The organism is Afipia sp. GW822-FHT04G07, assembly GCF_058800765.1.
Genome location: NZ_JBXAMP010000001.1, coordinates 2833384 through 2850115, shown reverse-complemented (window position 1 = coordinate 2850115; position 16732 = coordinate 2833384). Strand labels below are relative to the sequence as shown.

Genomic DNA, 16732 nt, shown 5'->3' with positions numbered 1-16732 from the left:
GCGAAATCTATAAAGTATTGATCAATGCAGTATTGTTTACCAGCTATCGACGTGAGTATTCATTGATGTAATCAGCTTGCATATAAATATTTTGAGGCATTTCGGAACCAAATCCCTCGCCGCCGTTATGCCTTATTACCGGATGATCTATCCCGCAACGCAAGCGCTGGCTCATTTAGCCATGCGCTGGATGGATTTACCAAAAGAGGGACAACTATATGATCGCCGCACTCAAGCGCATGCCGGGGCACCGCGCCGCGAATCGGAATACCTCGATCGCGTTGGTCGCTATCGGAATCCTGGCGCTTAGCGCTTCTGCGAGCGAAGCCGGACGCAAATCGTGGCGCGACGCCAATGCCTCGGTCGGCTCCAGCCGCAGTTTTTCGGGCAAGGCTTCTTTCTACGGCAACGAGTCCGGCAGCAAGACCGCTTCTGGCCAGCGCTTTAATCAGGAGGCCATGACCGCCGCTCACCGGACCTTGCCGTTCGGTACGCGCCTGAAGGTCACCCATGGCGGCCGCAGCGTGGTCGTCACCGTCAATGACCGTGGTCCGTTCATCAAGGGCCGTGTGCTCGATCTGTCGAAGGGCGCTGCCCGCGCGGTCGGTCTCACCAGCCGCGGCGTCGGCCACGTCGTTGCCGAAGTTCAGTAAGCGTTGCGTATGAGTTGAGTTGCGTAAAGTTGCGTTGAAAGGGCCGGTGCCGGTTGCACCGGCCTTTTTCATGCTCGACCGCTTCGCAATTATAGAAAGCTCTGCGGATCGATATCGATCTCGAGCTTGAGATTGCCCTTGGTCTTCGGCCCGGCCGCGAGCCAGTCGCGCATATAGGCCGACAGATCGATGCCGCGTACCGATTTCACCAGGATACGAAAACGATAGCGGCCCTTGATAACCGCGAGCGGCGCCTCCGCGGGACCGAGCACCTGAACGCGCTCGTCGCGCGGCGCCGTGGCGGCGAGCTTGCGCGCGAATCCTTCCGCCGTCGGACGATCCCCCGCTGAGATAATGAGAGACGCCAGCCGCCCGAACGGCGGATACAGCGCGCGTTCGCGCGCCTCGATCTCACTGGCGTAGAACGCTTCGCGGTCGCAGGCGACCAGCGCCTTCATCACCGGATGCTCGGGCTGATGGGTCTGCAGATAACCGACGCCGCGTCCTTGCTCGCGTCCCGCGCGGCCGATCACCTGATTGAGCAACTGGAACGTGCGCTCGGCCGCGCGCGGATCGCCATTACCCAATCCCAGATCCGCATCCACCACGCCGACCAGATTGAGGCGCGGAAAATTATGACCCTTCGCCACCAGTTGCGTGCCGATGATGATGTCGACCCGGCCCTCCGCAATCTCGTTCAGTTCCGAACGCATGGTTTCGATGTCGGTGATGAGATCGCTCGACAGCACCATGGTGCGCGCGTCGGGAAACAGCGCCGCCGCTTCTTCCTGCAAACGTTCCACGCCGGGGCCAATAGCCGCGAGCGATTCCTCAGCGGCGCAGTGCGGGCACTGATGCGGACGCGGCATCGAGAAGCCGCAGTGATGACAGACAAGGCGCTGGCGGAAGCGATGATCCACCAGCCACGCATCGCAGATGGTGCAGGCGAAACGATGCCCGCACGAACGGCACAACGTCAGCGGCGCGTAGCCGCGCCGGTTGAGGAACAGCAGCGCCTGCTCCTTGCGCTCCACCGCAATCTTGATTTCCTCCGCCAGTCGCGGCGAGATGAACCGGCCGCGCTGCGGGCCTTCGCGCTTGAGATCGATGGCTTCAATATGCGGCATGTGCTGGCCGCCAAAGCGCGACGGCAACACGACGCGCCTGTAGCGGCCCTTGCGGGCGTTGACTTCGGTCTCGACCGACGGCGTCGCCGAGCACAGCACGACGGGAATTTTCGCGATACTTCCACGCACCACCGCCATGTCGCGCGCGTGATAATGCGCGCCCTCGTCTTGCTTGTAGGCCTGATCGTGTTCTTCATCGACGATGATAAGCCCGAGATTGGCGTAAGGCAGAAACAGCGCGGAGCGCGCACCGACAATCACTTGCGCGTCACCCGAAGCAACCGCCGCCCAATTGCGCGCGCGTGTGCGCGGGGTCAGCTCGGAATGCCATTCGATCGGTCGCACCCCGAAGCGCGACGCGAACCGATCGAGAAACTGCCCGGTCAGCGCGATCTCCGGCATCAGGATCATGGTTTGCCGGCTGCGGCGAATGGCTTCCGCGACAGCCTCGAAATAGACTTCGGTCTTGCCCGAACCCGTCACGCCGTCGAGCAGCGCGACCTGATACTCATCCTTTGACGCCAGCTCTTTCATCGTGTCGGCGGCGGTGCGCTGCTCGGGTGAAAAATCCGGCTCGGCAAACGACGGATCGGGCACTGGCGGCGCAAGGTCGCGCGGCATCGGTTCGGTGACGAGCGTGCCTTCATCGACAAGACCGTCGATCACGCCCGGGCTGACGCCCGCTTCCTTTGCCGCTTCGGATTTCCCATGCAGCAAGCCGTCCGACAAAATCTCGATCAGACGATGGCGCGCGCTCGTCATGCGCTGCGGCGGCGCGCCCACCAGCCGCACGCCCATGCGCACGCGCTCGGGTCCGAGATGCTCGCCCATGCGCAGCGTCATGCGCAGCACCATGCCCCGCGCCGACAGTGTGTAGTTGGCGACCCAATCGACGAAGCTGCGCAGTTCCGTCTTCAGCGGCGGCACGTCGAGCTTCTCGCCGGTGTCTTTCAGGCGGTTGTGCAGCCGCGGATCGGGGTTCGGATTATCGGCCCAGACCACCGCCGTGACGTCGCGCGGTCCCAGCGGCACGCTGACCACGTCGCCCGGGTTCAGTTCGACGCCATCGGGAACGCGATAGGAATAGGTCTGGTTCAGGGCCACCGGGACAAGAACATCGACGACTCGTCTTGCCATGGTGAGAGGGGTCCAGATTAAGGGCTGAATAAGGAAAAGGGTGCGATAAACCGATTCCTGTCAAGGATCGCATCGGACATATGATGGTCAAAGCCGCTGCTGCAACCGAGGCCGAACCGGAAGGCGCGCCATTGACCTGCGCCGCGCCGGACCTTGCGGCCGAGATTACGCATTGGCTGTCGCATCTGCGCGCCGAGCGGCGGCTGTCGCCCAAGACGCTGGAAGCCTATGCGCGCGATCTGCGTCAATGCCTGGTGTTCCTGAGCGAGCACTGGGGCGGTCTCGTGACCCTCAAGCAATTCGCCGCCATCGAAGCGACCGATGTGCGCGCCTTCATGTCCGCGCGCCGCGCCGACGACATCGGCGGACGATCCCTGATGCGTGCACTCGCAGGGCTGCGCTCGTTCGGACGATTCCTCGAACGCTACGGCAAGGGTAAGGTCGGCGCGCTGTCCGCGATCCGCGCGCCAAAAATCGGCAAGAGCCTGCCGAAGCCCATCCAGATGTCATCCGCGCGGCAGATGACCGATGCGGACATTCGCGCCGGCGAAAATCGCGAGCCGTGGATCTGGGCGCGCGACGCCGCCGTGATGGCGCTGCTGTACGGATCGGGCCTGCGTATTTCCGAAGCGCTCGGTTTGATCCGGCGCGATGTTCCGCTGCCGGGCAAGGGCGACGTAATCACGGTCACCGGCAAGGGCAACAAGACGCGGATGGTGCCCGTACTGCAAAACGTGCTGGCGTTGGTGCAGGATTATGTCGCGATGTGTCCGCACGCGATTGCGCAGGATGGTCCAATTTTCGTCGGCGCGCGCGGCGGCCCTCTCAGCCCGCGTATCATCCAGTTGACAATGGAACGGCTGCGCGGCGCGCTTGGTCTTCCGGACAGCGCCACGCCACACGCGCTGCGTCATTCCTTTGCCACCCATCTGCTGACGCGCGGCGGCGACCTGCGCGCCATCCAGGAATTGCTCGGCCACGCCTCGCTGTCGACCACGCAGATCTACACCGGCGTCGACGCCGACCGCCTGCTCGATGTCTACAAGACGGCGCATCCAAGAGCCTAGCGATGGCCTGACATAAATTTGTCGTGCCGTAATTGCCCGCCAAATTTACCCATCCTGTCACCCGGCTGCCTCTTGCGGACGAACCACAGTTCGGTCAATCGTGGCGCTTGATTTTGACCGAAAGGGTATTTCGATGAGCGCACACGAAAGCATGGAGCACGCCGAGCACGCCGAGCATGCGTCCGGCTCCAACAAGAAGATTGCATTGCTGATCGCGGTGATCGCGCTGTTCCTTGCGTTATCTGAAACGCTCGGCAAGGGCGCCCAGACCGAATCCATCAGCAAGAACGTCGAAGCATCGAACCTGTGGGCCTTCTTCCAGGCCAAGAGCATCCGCCGCACGACGGTGCAGACGGTGGCGGAACACGCCAAGCTCAGCCTTGGGCTTTCGGGCGACGACGCGCAGAAGGCTGCGCTGACCAAGCAGATCGACGACTGGACCAAGACCGCGGCGCGTTATCGCTCCGAACCCGAAACCGGCGAAGGCTCCGAACAGCTCGCGGCGCGCGCCAAGGAAGCCGAGCACGCCCGCGATCTCGCGATGGCGCGCTATCATCATTACGAGGTGGCCTCAGCGGCGTTCCAGATCGGGATCGTGCTGGCGTCGGCGACCATCATCACCGGCATGATCGCGCTGGCATGGGTTTCGGGCCTGCTGGCATTGGCGGGGTTGGCGTTCACCGCAATCGGCCTGTTCGCGCCGCACGCCGTGCATCTGATGTAAAAGCGAAAAAGATCCGTCTGCTCAGGCCTTTGCGCAAAAATTTCGCGAGAGGTCCTTGCATAAGGCGAAGTGGTGAAAAACTTCGCTGCATAAGGCGACATTGCGGCCGACTGGCGATAACCGCTTTTGGAGGCCGGTCGCGCCGTTCATCTTACGGCGACGGGCGCGAGGCCTGCATCCGCCGGCGCAGCCGCCGGATGAATCCAGGCGACGCGCGGCGGCGGAAGCGCGCCATCCATTCCCGAACGGCGAGTTTGAACGGCGCGACGATTTCCGCGGCCCGCGCGCGCAGATCGAGAACGAACTCATAAAGTTTGCGGAACCAATTCATCCGCAGCAGCTTCTCGCGCGTCACGTCAAACACGAAGGCGACGATGCCGACGCCGAGAATCTTCTGAAGGATAATCAGCGCCGTCGCGCCCATAAAATATTTGTGCGCCAGCAGCCATGCCGCAACGAGATTGAGCGGCGTCAAAACAACGAACGGTACCGCAAACACCAGCAGCGTGAGACCAGGCGACAGATGCTCGACACGATCCGCGAGCCATTGCTTCAGCCGGGGCAGCGGGATCAGCGCGACGACGCGCGCGACAATGGGCTCGACGCGATCCCACAGCCACGCCTCGAGCAGAAAGATCAGCGCGAGAAGAACCCAGAGCGGACGAAGCAGCCGGCGCATGGCGGATTCTCATCCAGCATGACCGGCTGAATGCCGGTCAGGCCTTACATATGGATAGCGCGTTTTCCGACCGCAAGCGCGGCCTCCTTGACGGCTTCCGAACGGGTCGGATGCGCGTGGCAGGTGCGTGCGAGGTCTTCCGCGGAACCGCCGAACTCCATCAACACCGCGGCCTCGTGGATCATTTCGCCGGCTTCGGCGCCGACGATGTGAACGCCGAGCACGCGGTCGGTCTTCGCATCCGCAAGAATTTTCACGAAGCCATCCGTGGTCTGGTTGACCTTGGTGCGCGCATTCGCCGTGAACGGAAACTTGCCCGACGTATAGGCGATGCCCGCCTGCTTCAACTCTTCCTCGGTCTTGCCGACGGATGCAACTTCCGGGAACGTGTAGATCACGCTGGGAATGACATCGTAGTTGGTGTGACCGGCCTGGCCTGCGAGAATTTCCGCAATCGCGATGCCTTCGTCCTCGGCCTTGTGCGCGAGCATCGGCCCCGCAATCACGTCGCCGATGGCGTAGATGCCTTTCACGTTGGTTGCGAAATGTCCGTCGGTCTGGACACGGCCGCGCTGATCGAGTTCGACACCGGCTTCCTTCAGCCCGAGGCCTTCGGTGTAAGGCACGCGACCGATCGCGACCAGCACGACGTCTGCCTCGATGGTTTCAGCAGCGCCGCCCGCAGCCGGCTCAATGCTGGCCTTCAATTTCTTGCCGGAGCTATCGACACCGGTCACCTTGGAGCCGAGCTTGAACTCCACACCCTGCTTTTCAAGGATGCGCTGGAACGACTTCGCGACTTCGCCATCCATGCCGGGCAGGATGCGATCGAGGAATTCAACAACGGTGACCTGCGCGCCGAGACGCCGCCACACCGAACCCAGTTCGAGCCCGATCACGCCGGCGCCGATCACCAGCATCTTCTCCGGAACCTTGTCGAGCACCAGCGCGCCGGTCGAGGACACGATGCGCTTTTCGTCGATCTCGACGCCCTTCAGTTTCGTCACGTCCGAGCCGGTGGCAATGACGATGTTCTTTGTCTCGAGAACCTGCGTCTTGCCGTCGTTGCCCTTCACCTCGACCTTGCCGGCGGAGACGATGCGGCCGGTGCCTTCATAGGGATCGATCTTGTTCTTCTTGAACAGGAAGCCGACGCCCTTGACGTTGCCGTCGACGCCGTCGGTCTTGAACTTCATCATGGTCGCAAGATCGAGCTTCGGCTTGCCGACGCCGATGCCCATCTTGGGCAGCATGTGGGTGACTTCCTCGTAACGCTCCGACGCCTGCAACAGCGCCTTGGAGGGAATGCAGCCGACATTGAGGCAGGTGCCGCCGAAGGTCGGCCACTTCTCGACCACAGCAACCTTCATGCCGAGTTGCGCCGCACGGATCGCACAGACGTAACCGCCGGGACCGGTGCCGATAATAACGAGATCATAAGAGGCCATGATGTGATCCTGTACTCAGAGAGAGATTGAAATTAGCGGCCGCCCGATACATCGACGATCGTACCGGTGACGTATGACGCGTCGTCCGACATCAGCCAGACGACGGCGTTGGCGATTTCATCCGCAGTGCCGACGCGCTTCATCGGAACGGTGTGGGCCAGGCGATGCGCCCGGTCCGGCTCGCCGCCGCTCCCATGGATGTCGGTGTCGATCAGGCCCGGACGCAACGCAACGACGCGGATCCCTTCATCCGCGACTTCGCGGGCAAGCCCGACCGTGAACGTATCGATCGCGCCCTTCGAGGCCGCATAATCGACGTATTGCGTCGGCGATCCGAGTGTCGCCGCTACCGACGACAGATTGACGATAACGCCGCCGGACCCGCCGTGCCTGCTGGACATGCGCTTCACGGCTTCGCGCGCGCACAGAATGCTGCCGACGATATTGACGTTCATCATGCGGGTAAGCCGCTCGGCTGACATCTCGTCGACGCGCGCGGTCATGTCGACCACGCCGGCATTGTTGACCAGCACGCCGAGTTTGCCGAAGCCGTCGGCTTCCTTGAACAGCCTGAGAATGTCGGCCTCATTGCCGACATCGCATTTCACCGCGATGGCCTTGCCGTTGCTGGCTTCGATGGTTCCCACGACCTCATCGGCGGCCGCCTTGTTGCTGGCGTAGCCGACGACGACCTTGTAGCCGCGCTTCGCAGCGGCCAGCGCCGTCGCGCGGCCGATGCCGCGGCTCGCACCAGTAACGATGGCAACACGGTCCATGCCCGCCTCCGGGATCAGAGGTCGAGCACCAGCCGGGCCGGATCCTCAAGGCATTCCTTGACGCGGACGAGGAAGGTGACCGCTTCCTTGCCGTCGATGACGCGGTGATCGTAGGACAGCGCGAGGTACATCATCGGGCGGATCTCGATCTTGCCGCCGATGGCGACCGGCCGCTCCTGAATCTTGTGCATGCCGAGAATGCCGGCCTGCGGCGCGTTCAGGATCGGCGTCGACATCAGCGAGCCATAGACGCCGCCGTTCGAGATGGTGAAGGTGCCGCCCTGCATGTCTTCGATCTTGAGCTGGCCGTCGCGCGCCTTCTTGCCGTAGTCGGCGATGCCCTTCTCGATCTCGGCCAGCGACTTGTGATCGCATTCGCGCACCACCGGCACGACGAGGCCCTTGTCGGTGCCGACCGCGACGCCGATGTGGTAATAATTCTTGTAGACGAGGTCGGTGCCGTCGATCTCGGCGTTGACGGCGGGGACTTCCTTCAATGCCTGCACGCAGGCCTTCACGAAGAAGCCCATGAAGCCGAGCTTGGAGCCGTGCTTCTTCTCGAACAGTTCCTTGTAGTGGCTGCGCAGCGCCATCAGGTTCGTCATGTCGACCTCGTTGAAGGTCGTCAGCATCGCAGCGGTGTTCTGCACGTCCTTGAGGCGGCGGGCGATGGTCTGGCGCAGCCGGGTCATCTTCACGCGCTCTTCACGCGCGGCATCGTCGGCAGGCGACGGTGCGCGCACCTGAACGGCGGCGGCAGGCTGGTTGAGCGGCGTCGCAATGGCGGCGGCCTTCTCGATGGCGGCCAGCATGTCGCCCTTGGTGACGCGGCCATCCTTGCCGGAGCCCGGAACGGTCGAGGCATCGATGCCGGATTCGGCGGAAATCTTGCGCACGCTTGGAGCCTGCGGCGCGTCAGCCGGCGGCGACTTCTGGGCAGGCGCTGGTGCTGCGGCAGCGGGTGCGGCGGCCTTGGCGGGCGCAGGCTCAGCAGCCTTTGTAGCTGCTGGCGCAGCCTTCGCTCCGCCCCCGCCTTCGGTGATCTGGCCGAGCAGCGCGCCGACAGCAACCGTCTCGCCATCCTTGGCGACGATTTCGCCCAGCGTTCCCGCAAACGGCGCCGGCACTTCGATGGTCACCTTGTCGGTTTCAAGCTCAACCAAGGGCTCGTCGACGGCGACCGCATCGCCTGCCTTCTTGAACCAGCGGCCAATGGTGGCTTCGGTGACGGACTCGCCAAGTGTCGGAACGCGAATTTCAGCCATTTGTCTTTTCCTCTTGCGTCTTGAGCGGCGGGAGCCGTCAACGCCTCAATCAATCGTATTCAAAGATAAAGATGCCCGCGGCGCGCGGGCATCGATAGATCAGCCGAGAGCTTCGTCGAGAAACGCTTTCAGTTGCTGAAGGTGTTTCGACATCAGACCGGTGGCCGTGGCGGCCGCCGCCGCGCGTCCGGCATAACGCGGACGCTTGTGCGTGGCGCCGACCTGGTTGAGCACCCATTCCAGATAGGGCTCGATGAAGTGCCATGCGCCCATGTTGCGCGGCTCTTCCTGACACCAGACCACTTCGGCCTTCTTGAAACGCTCCATGACCTGCACCAGCGTCTTCAGCGGCACCGGATAGAGCTGCTCGACGCGCAGCAGATAGATGTCATCTATGCCGCGCTTCTCGCGATCCTCGTAAAGATCGTAATAGACCTTGCCCGAGCAGATCACGACGCGGCGGATCTTGGAGTCCGCGACAAGCTTGATATCGCCGCCCTTCTCCGCGTCGTCCAGCAGGACACGGTGGAACGACGTATCGGGGCCGAACTCCTCGAGCTTCGAGGTCGCACGCTTGTGACGCAGCAGCGATTTCGGCGTCATGATGATCAGCGGCTTGCGAATTTCGCGCTTCAACTGACGGCGCAACGCGTGGAACAGGTTCGCAGGCGTCGTGATATTGACGATCTGCATATTGTCTTCCGCGCACATCTGCAGGAAGCGCTCAAGGCGCGCCGACGAATGTTCCGGACCCTGGCCTTCATAGCCATGCGGCAGCATGCAGACGAGGCCCGACATGCGCAGCCACTTGCGTTCGCCCGACGAGATGAACTGGTCGAACAGCACCTGCGCGCCGTTGGCGAAATCGCCGAACTGCGCTTCCCAGATCGTCAGCGCATTCGGTTCGGCCAGCGAATAGCCGTACTCGAAACCAAGCACCGCTTCTTCCGACAGCAGCGAGTTGATGACTTCGTAGTGTCCTTGATTCTCGCCGATGTGGTTGAACGGCGTGTAGCGGCTTTCGTCTTCCTGATCGAACAGCACGGAGTGACGCTGCGAGAACGTGCCGCGCTCGGAATCCTGACCCGACAGGCGGACGTTGTGGCCTTCCTTCATCAGCGTGCAGAACGCCAGCCCTTCGCCGGTCGCCCAGTCGATCCCCTCGCCGTTCTCGATCGCCTTCATGCGCGCGTCGAGGAAGCGCTGCACGGTCCGGTGAAGCCGGAAGCCGTCGGGCACCTTGGTGATCTTGCGGCCGATGTCCTTCAGTTCATCGATGGCGACGCCGGTGTTGCCGCGACGCGGATCTTCACCGAGGTCGGCCGACTTGAAGCCCGCCCACTTGCCGTCGAGCCAGTCGGCCTTGTTCGGCTTGTAGCCCGAACCGGCCTCAAGCTCGGCATCGAGCCGCGCGCGCCAGTCGGCCTTCGCCTTGTCGATTTCGCCTTCGGTCATGACGCCGTCGGCGATCAGGCGCTTGGCGTAGATGTCGAGCGTGGTCGGATGGGTCGCGATCTTCTTGTACATCACCGGGTTGGTGAATGACGGCTCGTCGCCCTCGTTGTGACCGTGGCGGCGATAGCAGAACATGTCGATGACGACAGGCTTGTGGAATTTCTGCCGGTATTCGATCGCGACCTTGGCCGCGAACACCACGGCTTCCGGATCGTCGCCGTTCACATGGAAGATCGGCGCGTCGATCATCTTGGCGACGTCGGACGGATACGGCGACGAGCGCGAGTAGCGCGGATAGGTCGTGAAACCGATCTGGTTGTTGACGATGAAGTGCAGCGAACCGCCGGTGCGATAGCCCTTGAGGTCCGACAGCGCGAAGCATTCCGCCACCACGCCCTGGCCTGCGAACGCGGCATCGCCATGCAGCAGCAGCGGCAGCGCCGAGATGCGCTGGTCCGGCGGATCGCCGTTCTGGTCCTGCTTGGCGCGCACCTTTCCGAGCACCACCGGATCGGCGATTTCCAGATGTGACGGATTGGCAGTGAGCGAGAGATGGATCTTGTTGCCGTCGAACTCGCGGTCCGACGATGCGCCGAGATGATACTTCACGTCGCCCGAACCCTCGACCTCGTCGGGGTTGGCGGAGCCGCCCTTGAATTCGTGGAACAGCGCGCGATGCGGCTTGCCCATCACCTGCGTCAGCACGTTCAAACGTCCGCGATGCGGCATGCCCAGCACGATATCCTGCACGCCGAGATTGCCGCCGCGCTTGATGATCTGTTCGAGCGCGGGGATCAGCGATTCCGCGCCGTCGAGACCGAAGCGCTTGGTGCCGGTGAACTTGATGTCGCAGAATTTCTCGAAGCCTTCGGCTTCGACGAGCTTCATCAGGATGGCGCGGCGGCCTTCGCGGGTGAAGCTGATTTCCTTGTCCGGACCTTCGATGCGCTCCTGAATCCACGACTTCTGCGCCGGATTCGAGATGTGCATGAACTCGACGCCGAGCGTCTGGCAGTAGGTGCGCTGACAGATCGCAACGATCTCGCGCAGCGTCGCGGTCTCAAGACCGAGCACATGATCGAGGAAAATCTTGCGGTCGAGATCGGCGTCGGTGAAGCCATAGGAGCGCGGATCGAGTTCTTCGTGATCCTTCTGGCCTTCGATGCCGAGCGGATCGAGATTGGCGTGGAAGTGGCCGCGCATGCGATAGGCGCGGATCAGCATCAGTGCGCGCACAGAATCCCGCGTCGCCTGCTGCAGATCGGCCGAGGTCAGGTTACCGCCGCCGGGAGCCGCTGCCTGCGCCTTGGCGGCGAGCTTGCCGCCCACGACCTTCTCGACCTGCGCCCAGTTGCCGTCGAGCGCGGAGGTCAGATCGTCATTCGGCGTGGTGGGCCAGTTGGCCTTTTCCCAGGACGGGCCCTGCGCGTTCTTCTCAACGTCCGCAGGCTGGTCCTTCAGGGTCTTGAAGAAGGCCACCCAGTCCGGATCGACCGAAGACGGGTCCTTCTCGTAGCGCGCGTACAGTTCGTCGATGTAGGTGGCGTTGGCGCCGTCGAGGAAGGAAGTGAGAGCGAAATTGGCGTTCGCGTCCTGGCGAGACATGATTGCGTCCTGATTGATTGCATCGCGCGGAAAAATCGGGAGAATTCGCCCGATTTCGGTATCGGCGTCGTGTTTGGGCCGCACCTTTTACCCTATTTAGGGCAAAACTTCGCGCTGAAAAGAACCAAGAACTGAACTAGCCTTTCAATTTTTCGACAAGCGTCGTTCCGAGCCGCGCGGGCGACGGCGAGACGGTGATTCCGGCGGCTTCCATTGCCGAGATCTTGGATTCCGCATCACCCTTGCCGCCCGAGACGATTGCGCCGGCATGACCCATGCGGCGGCCCGGAGGCGCGGTGCGGCCGGCGATAAATCCGACCATCGGCTTCTTGCGGCCGCGCTTGGCTTCGTCCTTGAGGAACTGGGCGGCGTCTTCCTCGGCGGAACCGCCGATTTCGCCGATCATGATGATCGATTTGGTTTTCTCGTCGGCCAGGAACAGCTCAAGAATGTCGATGAACTCGGTGCCCTTGACCGGATCGCCGCCGATCCCGACCGCCGAGGTCTGGCCGAGGCCGGCCTGAGTGGTCTGGAACACCGCTTCGTAGGTCAATGTGCCGGAGCGCGACACGATGCCGACATTGCCGGGCTTGAAGATGTTGGCCGGCATGATGCCGATCTTGGATTCGCCGGCGGTGACGACGCCGGGGCAGTTCGGCCCGATCAGCCGCGACTTGGAGCCCGAGAGCGATCGCTTCACGCGCACCATGTCCAGCACCGGAATGCCTTCGGTGATGCAGATGATCAGAGGCACTTCCGCATCGATCGCCTCGCAGATCGCGTCAGCCGCGCCCGGCGGCGGCACATAGATCACGGATGCGTCGGCACCGGTTTTCTCGCGCGCTTCGGAGACGGTGTCGAACACCGGCAGGCCGAGATGCGTGGTGCCGCCTTTGCCCGGCGACGTGCCGCCGACCATCTTGGTGCCATAAGCGATCGCGCCCTCGGAATGAAAGGTGCCGTTCTTGCCGGTGAAGCCCTGGCAGATGACCTTCGTGTGTTTGTCGATCAGGATGGACATCGGCTTACTTTCCCTTCACGGCGTTGACGATCTTCTGCGCGGCGTCGTCGAGGTCGTCGGCGGGAAGCACGTTCAGGCCGGACTCGCGAATGATTTTCTTGCCTTCCTCGACATTGGTGCCTTCGAGGCGAACCACCAGAGGCACCTTGAGACCGACGGTCTTCACCGCGGCGACAACGCCGGCGGCGATGACGTCGCACTTCATGATGCCGCCGAAAATATTGACGAGAATGCCTTTCACGTTCGGATCGGCGGTGATGATCTTGAACGCCGCCGTAACCTTTTCTTCCGACGCGCCGCCGCCGACGTCGAGGAAGTTGGCCGGGCTTTCGCCGTAGAGCTTGATGATGTCCAGCGTGGCCATCGCGAGGCCCGCGCCGTTCACCATGCAGCCGATGGTGCCGTCGAGCGCGATGTAGGCGAGGTCATACTTCGAGGCTTCGATTTCCTTGGCGTCTTCTTCCGTGGTGTCGCGCAGCGCGACAATGTCCGGATGACGGTAAAGCGAGTTGGAATCGAACGACATCTTGGCGTCGAGGCACTTCAGCTCGCCCTGCTTGGAGACGATCAGCGGATTGATCTCCAGCATCTCCATGTCCTTGGCGAGGAACGCGGTATAGAGCTGCGCCACAAGCTTTTCCGCCTGCTTGGCGAGGTCGCCCTTGAGGCCGAGCGCCTGCGCGACGGTGCGGCCGTGATGGCCCATGACGCCGGTGGCGGGATCGACCGAGAACGTAATGATCTTCTCGGGCGTGTCGTGCGCCACCTTCTCGATGTCCATGCCGCCTTCGGTGGAAACCACGAAGGACACCCACGACGTTTCGCGATCGACCAGCAGCGAGAGATAGAATTCCTTCTCGATGTCGGAGCCGTCTTCGAGATAGAGGCGATTGACCTGCTTGCCCGCGGGACCGGTCTGGATCGTCACCAGCGTCGCGCCGAGCATCTGCGTGGTGAATTCCTTGACCTCATCGACCGACTTGGCGAGGCGCACGCCGCCCTTGTCGCCGGCCGAGGCTTCCTTGAACTTGCCCTTGCCGCGTCCGCCGGCATGGATCTGGCTCTTCACCACCCACAACGGGCCGCCGAGTTCTTTCGCGGCCGCTTCCGCTTCGGACGCCTTGAGGATCGGCACGCCGCGCGACACCGGCACGCCGAATTCCTTCAGCACCGCCTTGGCCTGATATTCGTGGATGTTCATGGAGAGCCCCAGACAACAAAGGAGAGAAAGGTAGGGAGACTTGAAAGGTAGGGAGACTTAGCGGCGATCCGGCGAACATGTCACCGGATCGCGCTCGATCGAGGTCGCGCGCTTACTTGCCGAGCAGGTCAGGCGCGATCTTCTTGCAGGCATCGACCAGACCCTGCACCGCGCCGACCGACTTGTCGAAGCCTTCGCGATCCTTGCCGGCCAGTTCGATCTCGACAATACGCTCGACACCCTTCGATCCGATAACAACCGGTACGCCGACATACATGTCCTTCACGCCGTATTCGCCGTTGAGGTAGGCGGCGCAGGGCAGCACGCGCTTCTTGTCGCGCAGATAGCTTTCCGCCATCGCAATCGCGGAGGCGGCAGGCGCGTAGAACGCCGAGCCGGTCTTGAGCAGGTTGACGATCTCGGCGCCGCCGTTGCGGGTGCGGTCGACGATCTCGTCGATGCGCGCCTGCGAGGTCCAGCCCATCTTGACGAGATCCGGCAGCGGAATGCCGGCCACCGTCGAATACTTCGTCAGCGGCACCATGGTGTCGCCGTGACCGCCGAGCACGAAGGCGGTGACGTCTTCCACCGAGACGTTGAACTCGTCGGCCAGGAAATAGCGGAAGCGCGAGGAATCCAGCACGCCGGCCATGCCGACGACCTTCTTGTGCGGTAGGCCGCAGGCCTTCTGCAGCGCCCAGACCATCGCATCGAGCGGATTGGTGATGCAGATCACGAACGCATCGGGGGCGTATTTCTTGATGCCCGCGCCGACCTGCTCCATGACCTTGAGATTGATGCTGAGAAGATCGTCGCGGCTCATGCCGGGCTTGCGCGGCACGCCGGCGGTCACGATCACGACGCTGGCGCCTTCGATCGCCTCGTAGGAATTGGCGCCGGTGAAGCTGGCGTCGAACCCGTCGACCGGAGAAGACTGCGCGATGTCGAGCGACTTGCCCTGCGGCACGCCTTCGGCGATGTCGAACATCACCACGTCGCCAAGTTCTTTCAGTCCGACGAGGTGGGCCAGTGTGCCGCCGATCTGACCTGAACCAATCAAAGCAATCTTGTCACGCGCCATGGGAAATCTATCCTTTGAGATCGACGGGAGAGGGTGGGAAAGCTCTGGACGGCTGGTTAGACCTTTCGCGGCAAGCGTTCAAGTCGCCGTTCGCCCAAGGAAGCGGCAAGGATGCGGCACTGCCTTTCGCCATGGCCCTCAAGCTTGGCCCTCAAGCGTCCTTCGCATCGAGGTTTCGCAGCCGCCAAAGGTGAAACATAAAGCGAACTCCGGACGGGACGATCAGGTTTCGACCAGACCCGTGGTCGAGCCGCTGGCGGAGGAGTCGCTGCGGCCGTGAGGCAGCGCCAGATAGGATTCCGACCCCATCTCGATCAGCCGCGACGAGGTGCGCTTGAACTCGTTGGCCTCGATGCCCTCGGTCACGCTGTAAAGCGACAGCGGGTCGGCGTCGGCCGAGGCCATCAGCTTCACGGCATTGTCGTATAGCGTATCGATCAGCGTGATGAAGCGCTTGGCGTAATTGCGATGCTCGTATGTCATCGCCGGAATCCGGTCGATGATGAGCGTGTGATAATCGTGCGCGAGGTGCAGATAGTCCGACGCGCCCAGCGGCTTCTCGCAAAGGTCCGCGAACGTGAATCGCGCAACGCCGTGCGCGGAATGCGGAACGTGCAAGACGCGCCCCTTGATCGTGATCTCGCGCGGCCGGTCGGCAGCGCCGCCCGTGAGTTTCATCCATGCCTTGTCGAGCGCGGCATCGGCGGCGGTATCGGCGGGCACCAGCCACATCTTGATGCCCGCGAGCTTTTCGAGCCGGAAATCGGTGCGCGCGTCGAGCCGCAGCACCTCCATCCGCTCCTTGAGTTGCGCCACGAACGGCAGAAACAGCGCGCGGTTGAGTCCGCCCTTGTAGAGATCGTCAGGCGCGACGTTCGACGTCGCCACCACCACCGTGCCGAGTTCGAACAGCCGGCTGAACAGCCGGCCGAGGATCATCGCGTCCGCGATGTCGGTGACGTGGAATTCGTCGAAGCACAGCAGCCACGCTTCCTCGAAGATCGACGCTGCGGTCAGCCGCACCGGATCGCTGTCGGGAATTTCCTGCCGCGCGATCTTCTGGCGGAAACCGTGAATCCGCTCGTGAACGTCGGCCATGAACTCATGAAAATGCGCGCGGCGCTTGTGCGCGACGGGACTTTCGTTGAAGAACAGGTCCATCAGCATGGTCTTGCCGCGTCCGACCTCGCCGTGGATGTAGAGGCCGCGCAGCGGGACCGCCTCCTTGTCCGCGAACAGGCGCTGCAGCAGACCGCCGCCACGTCCGGGACGGTATCCCGCCAGTCGCGTCTCCAGCATCGAGAAGGCTTCAACGGCCTTCGCCTGCGCCGGATCGGCCTCGATGGTGCCGGCGGCAACCAGCGCCTGATAGTGCCCTCTGAACGAGGTGCGGGACGGAGCGTTCATGCTCCGCTAACGGCCAGAACGGGCCGAAGAATGCAAGAGTACAATCGGCCTACGTGACGCGCATGATCCGCCACAGTGTTGACGGT

General features: G+C 62.7%; 13 protein-coding genes. 3 read left to right on the top strand and 10 right to left on the bottom strand.

The genetic code is table 11. The annotated features are described in order from the left end of the window. Positions 1–218: 218 nt before the first annotated feature. Positions 219–653, top strand: coding sequence for a septal ring lytic transglycosylase RlpA family protein (locus tag AC1RKJ_RS13945; protein WP_492791541.1), 435 nt, complete (start codon positions 219–221; stop codon positions 651–653). An 89-nt stretch (positions 654–742) separates the two neighbouring features. On the opposite strand, the gene AC1RKJ_RS13940 is transcribed toward AC1RKJ_RS13945, so the two are convergent. After that, positions 743–2917: a primosomal protein N' gene (locus AC1RKJ_RS13940; protein WP_492791540.1), complete on the bottom strand. Its 2175-nt coding sequence runs from the start codon at positions 2915–2917 to the stop codon at positions 743–745. 80 nt (positions 2918–2997) lie between these two features. On the opposite strand from AC1RKJ_RS13940, the gene AC1RKJ_RS13935 reads away from it, so the two are divergent. Both AC1RKJ_RS13935 and AC1RKJ_RS13930 read left to right on the top strand, forming a co-directional pair. After that, complete coding sequence (locus tag AC1RKJ_RS13935; protein WP_492791539.1) at positions 2998–3984, top strand: tyrosine recombinase XerC; 987 nt, start codon at positions 2998–3000, stop codon at positions 3982–3984. Between the two features lie 133 nt (positions 3985–4117). Next, positions 4118–4708, top strand: a complete 591-nt coding sequence (locus AC1RKJ_RS13930; protein WP_492791538.1) for a DUF4337 domain-containing protein — start codon at positions 4118–4120, stop codon at positions 4706–4708. Positions 4709–4859: 151 nt separating this feature from the next. Here AC1RKJ_RS13930 and AC1RKJ_RS13925 read toward each other — a convergent pair whose 3' ends face one another. The 9 genes from AC1RKJ_RS13925 to zapE all read right to left on the bottom strand — a co-directional run bounded on the left by AC1RKJ_RS13925 (position 4860) and on the right by zapE (position 16646). Continuing rightward, a complete protein-coding gene (locus AC1RKJ_RS13925; RefSeq protein WP_492791537.1) occupies positions 4860–5387 on the bottom strand; it encodes a hypothetical protein in 528 nt (175 codons plus the stop codon). 44 nt (positions 5388–5431) lie between these two features. Beyond that, positions 5432–6835, bottom strand: coding sequence for a dihydrolipoyl dehydrogenase (lpdA, locus tag AC1RKJ_RS13920; protein ID WP_492791536.1), 1404 nt, complete (start codon positions 6833–6835; stop codon positions 5432–5434). 32 nt (positions 6836–6867) lie between these two features. Then, positions 6868–7611 carry an SDR family oxidoreductase gene (locus AC1RKJ_RS13915; RefSeq protein ID WP_492791535.1) on the bottom strand — a complete coding sequence of 248 codons (744 nt, stop codon included), beginning with the start codon at positions 7609–7611 and terminating at the stop codon, positions 6868–6870. Positions 7612–7625: 14 nt separating this feature from the next. Continuing rightward, on the bottom strand, positions 7626–8876 hold the full coding sequence (gene odhB / locus AC1RKJ_RS13910; RefSeq protein ID WP_492791534.1) for a 2-oxoglutarate dehydrogenase complex dihydrolipoyllysine-residue succinyltransferase: 1251 nt from the start codon (positions 8874–8876) through the stop codon (positions 7626–7628). A 99-nt stretch (positions 8877–8975) separates the two neighbouring features. Beyond that, the gene (locus AC1RKJ_RS13905) at positions 8976–11936 is read right to left on the bottom strand and encodes a 2-oxoglutarate dehydrogenase E1 component (RefSeq protein ID WP_492791533.1); all 2961 of its coding nucleotides are present in this window, start codon (positions 11934–11936) and stop codon (positions 8976–8978) included. 136 nt (positions 11937–12072) lie between these two features. After that, positions 12073–12957: a succinate--CoA ligase subunit alpha gene (sucD, locus tag AC1RKJ_RS13900; RefSeq protein WP_492791532.1), complete on the bottom strand. Its 885-nt coding sequence runs from the start codon at positions 12955–12957 to the stop codon at positions 12073–12075. A gap of 4 nt (positions 12958–12961) precedes the next feature. Next, complete coding sequence (gene sucC / locus AC1RKJ_RS13895) at positions 12962–14158, bottom strand: ADP-forming succinate--CoA ligase subunit beta (protein WP_492791531.1); 1197 nt, start codon at positions 14156–14158, stop codon at positions 12962–12964. Positions 14159–14270: 112 nt separating this feature from the next. Continuing rightward, a complete protein-coding gene (gene mdh, locus AC1RKJ_RS13890; protein ID WP_492791530.1) occupies positions 14271–15239 on the bottom strand; it encodes a malate dehydrogenase in 969 nt (322 codons plus the stop codon). Between the two features lie 222 nt (positions 15240–15461). Continuing rightward, positions 15462–16646, bottom strand: a complete 1185-nt coding sequence (gene zapE, locus AC1RKJ_RS13885; RefSeq protein WP_492791529.1) for a cell division protein ZapE — start codon at positions 16644–16646, stop codon at positions 15462–15464. Between the last annotated feature and the right edge of the window lie 86 nt (positions 16647–16732).

What these genes read in the sequence shown, in the direction of transcription:
- AC1RKJ_RS13945 (WP_492791541.1), top strand. Translation starts at nt 219, where the DNA reads ATGATCGCCGCACTCAAGCGCATGCCGGGGCACCGCGCCGCGAATCGG.
- AC1RKJ_RS13905 (WP_492791533.1), bottom strand. Translation starts at nt 11,936, where the DNA reads ATGTCTCGCCAGGACGCGAACGCCAATTTCGCTCTCACTTCCTTCCTC.
- mdh (WP_492791530.1), bottom strand. Translation starts at nt 15,239, where the DNA reads ATGGCGCGTGACAAGATTGCTTTGATTGGTTCAGGTCAGATCGGCGGC.
- AC1RKJ_RS13925 (WP_492791537.1), bottom strand. Translation starts at nt 5,387, where the DNA reads ATGCGCCGGCTGCTTCGTCCGCTCTGGGTTCTTCTCGCGCTGATCTTT.
- AC1RKJ_RS13940 (WP_492791540.1), bottom strand. Translation starts at nt 2,917, where the DNA reads ATGGCAAGACGAGTCGTCGATGTTCTTGTCCCGGTGGCCCTGAACCAG.
- AC1RKJ_RS13915 (WP_492791535.1), bottom strand. Translation starts at nt 7,611, where the DNA reads ATGGACCGTGTTGCCATCGTTACTGGTGCGAGCCGCGGCATCGGCCGC.
- odhB (WP_492791534.1), bottom strand. Translation starts at nt 8,876, where the DNA reads ATGGCTGAAATTCGCGTTCCGACACTTGGCGAGTCCGTCACCGAAGCC.
- AC1RKJ_RS13930 (WP_492791538.1), top strand. Translation starts at nt 4,118, where the DNA reads ATGAGCGCACACGAAAGCATGGAGCACGCCGAGCACGCCGAGCATGCG.
- sucC (WP_492791531.1), bottom strand. Translation starts at nt 14,158, where the DNA reads ATGAACATCCACGAATATCAGGCCAAGGCGGTGCTGAAGGAATTCGGC.
- lpdA (WP_492791536.1), bottom strand. Translation starts at nt 6,835, where the DNA reads ATGGCCTCTTATGATCTCGTTATTATCGGCACCGGTCCCGGCGGTTAC.
- sucD (WP_492791532.1), bottom strand. Translation starts at nt 12,957, where the DNA reads ATGTCCATCCTGATCGACAAACACACGAAGGTCATCTGCCAGGGCTTC.
- AC1RKJ_RS13935 (WP_492791539.1), top strand. Translation starts at nt 2,998, where the DNA reads ATGATGGTCAAAGCCGCTGCTGCAACCGAGGCCGAACCGGAAGGCGCG.
- zapE (WP_492791529.1), bottom strand. Translation starts at nt 16,646, where the DNA reads ATGAACGCTCCGTCCCGCACCTCGTTCAGAGGGCACTATCAGGCGCTG.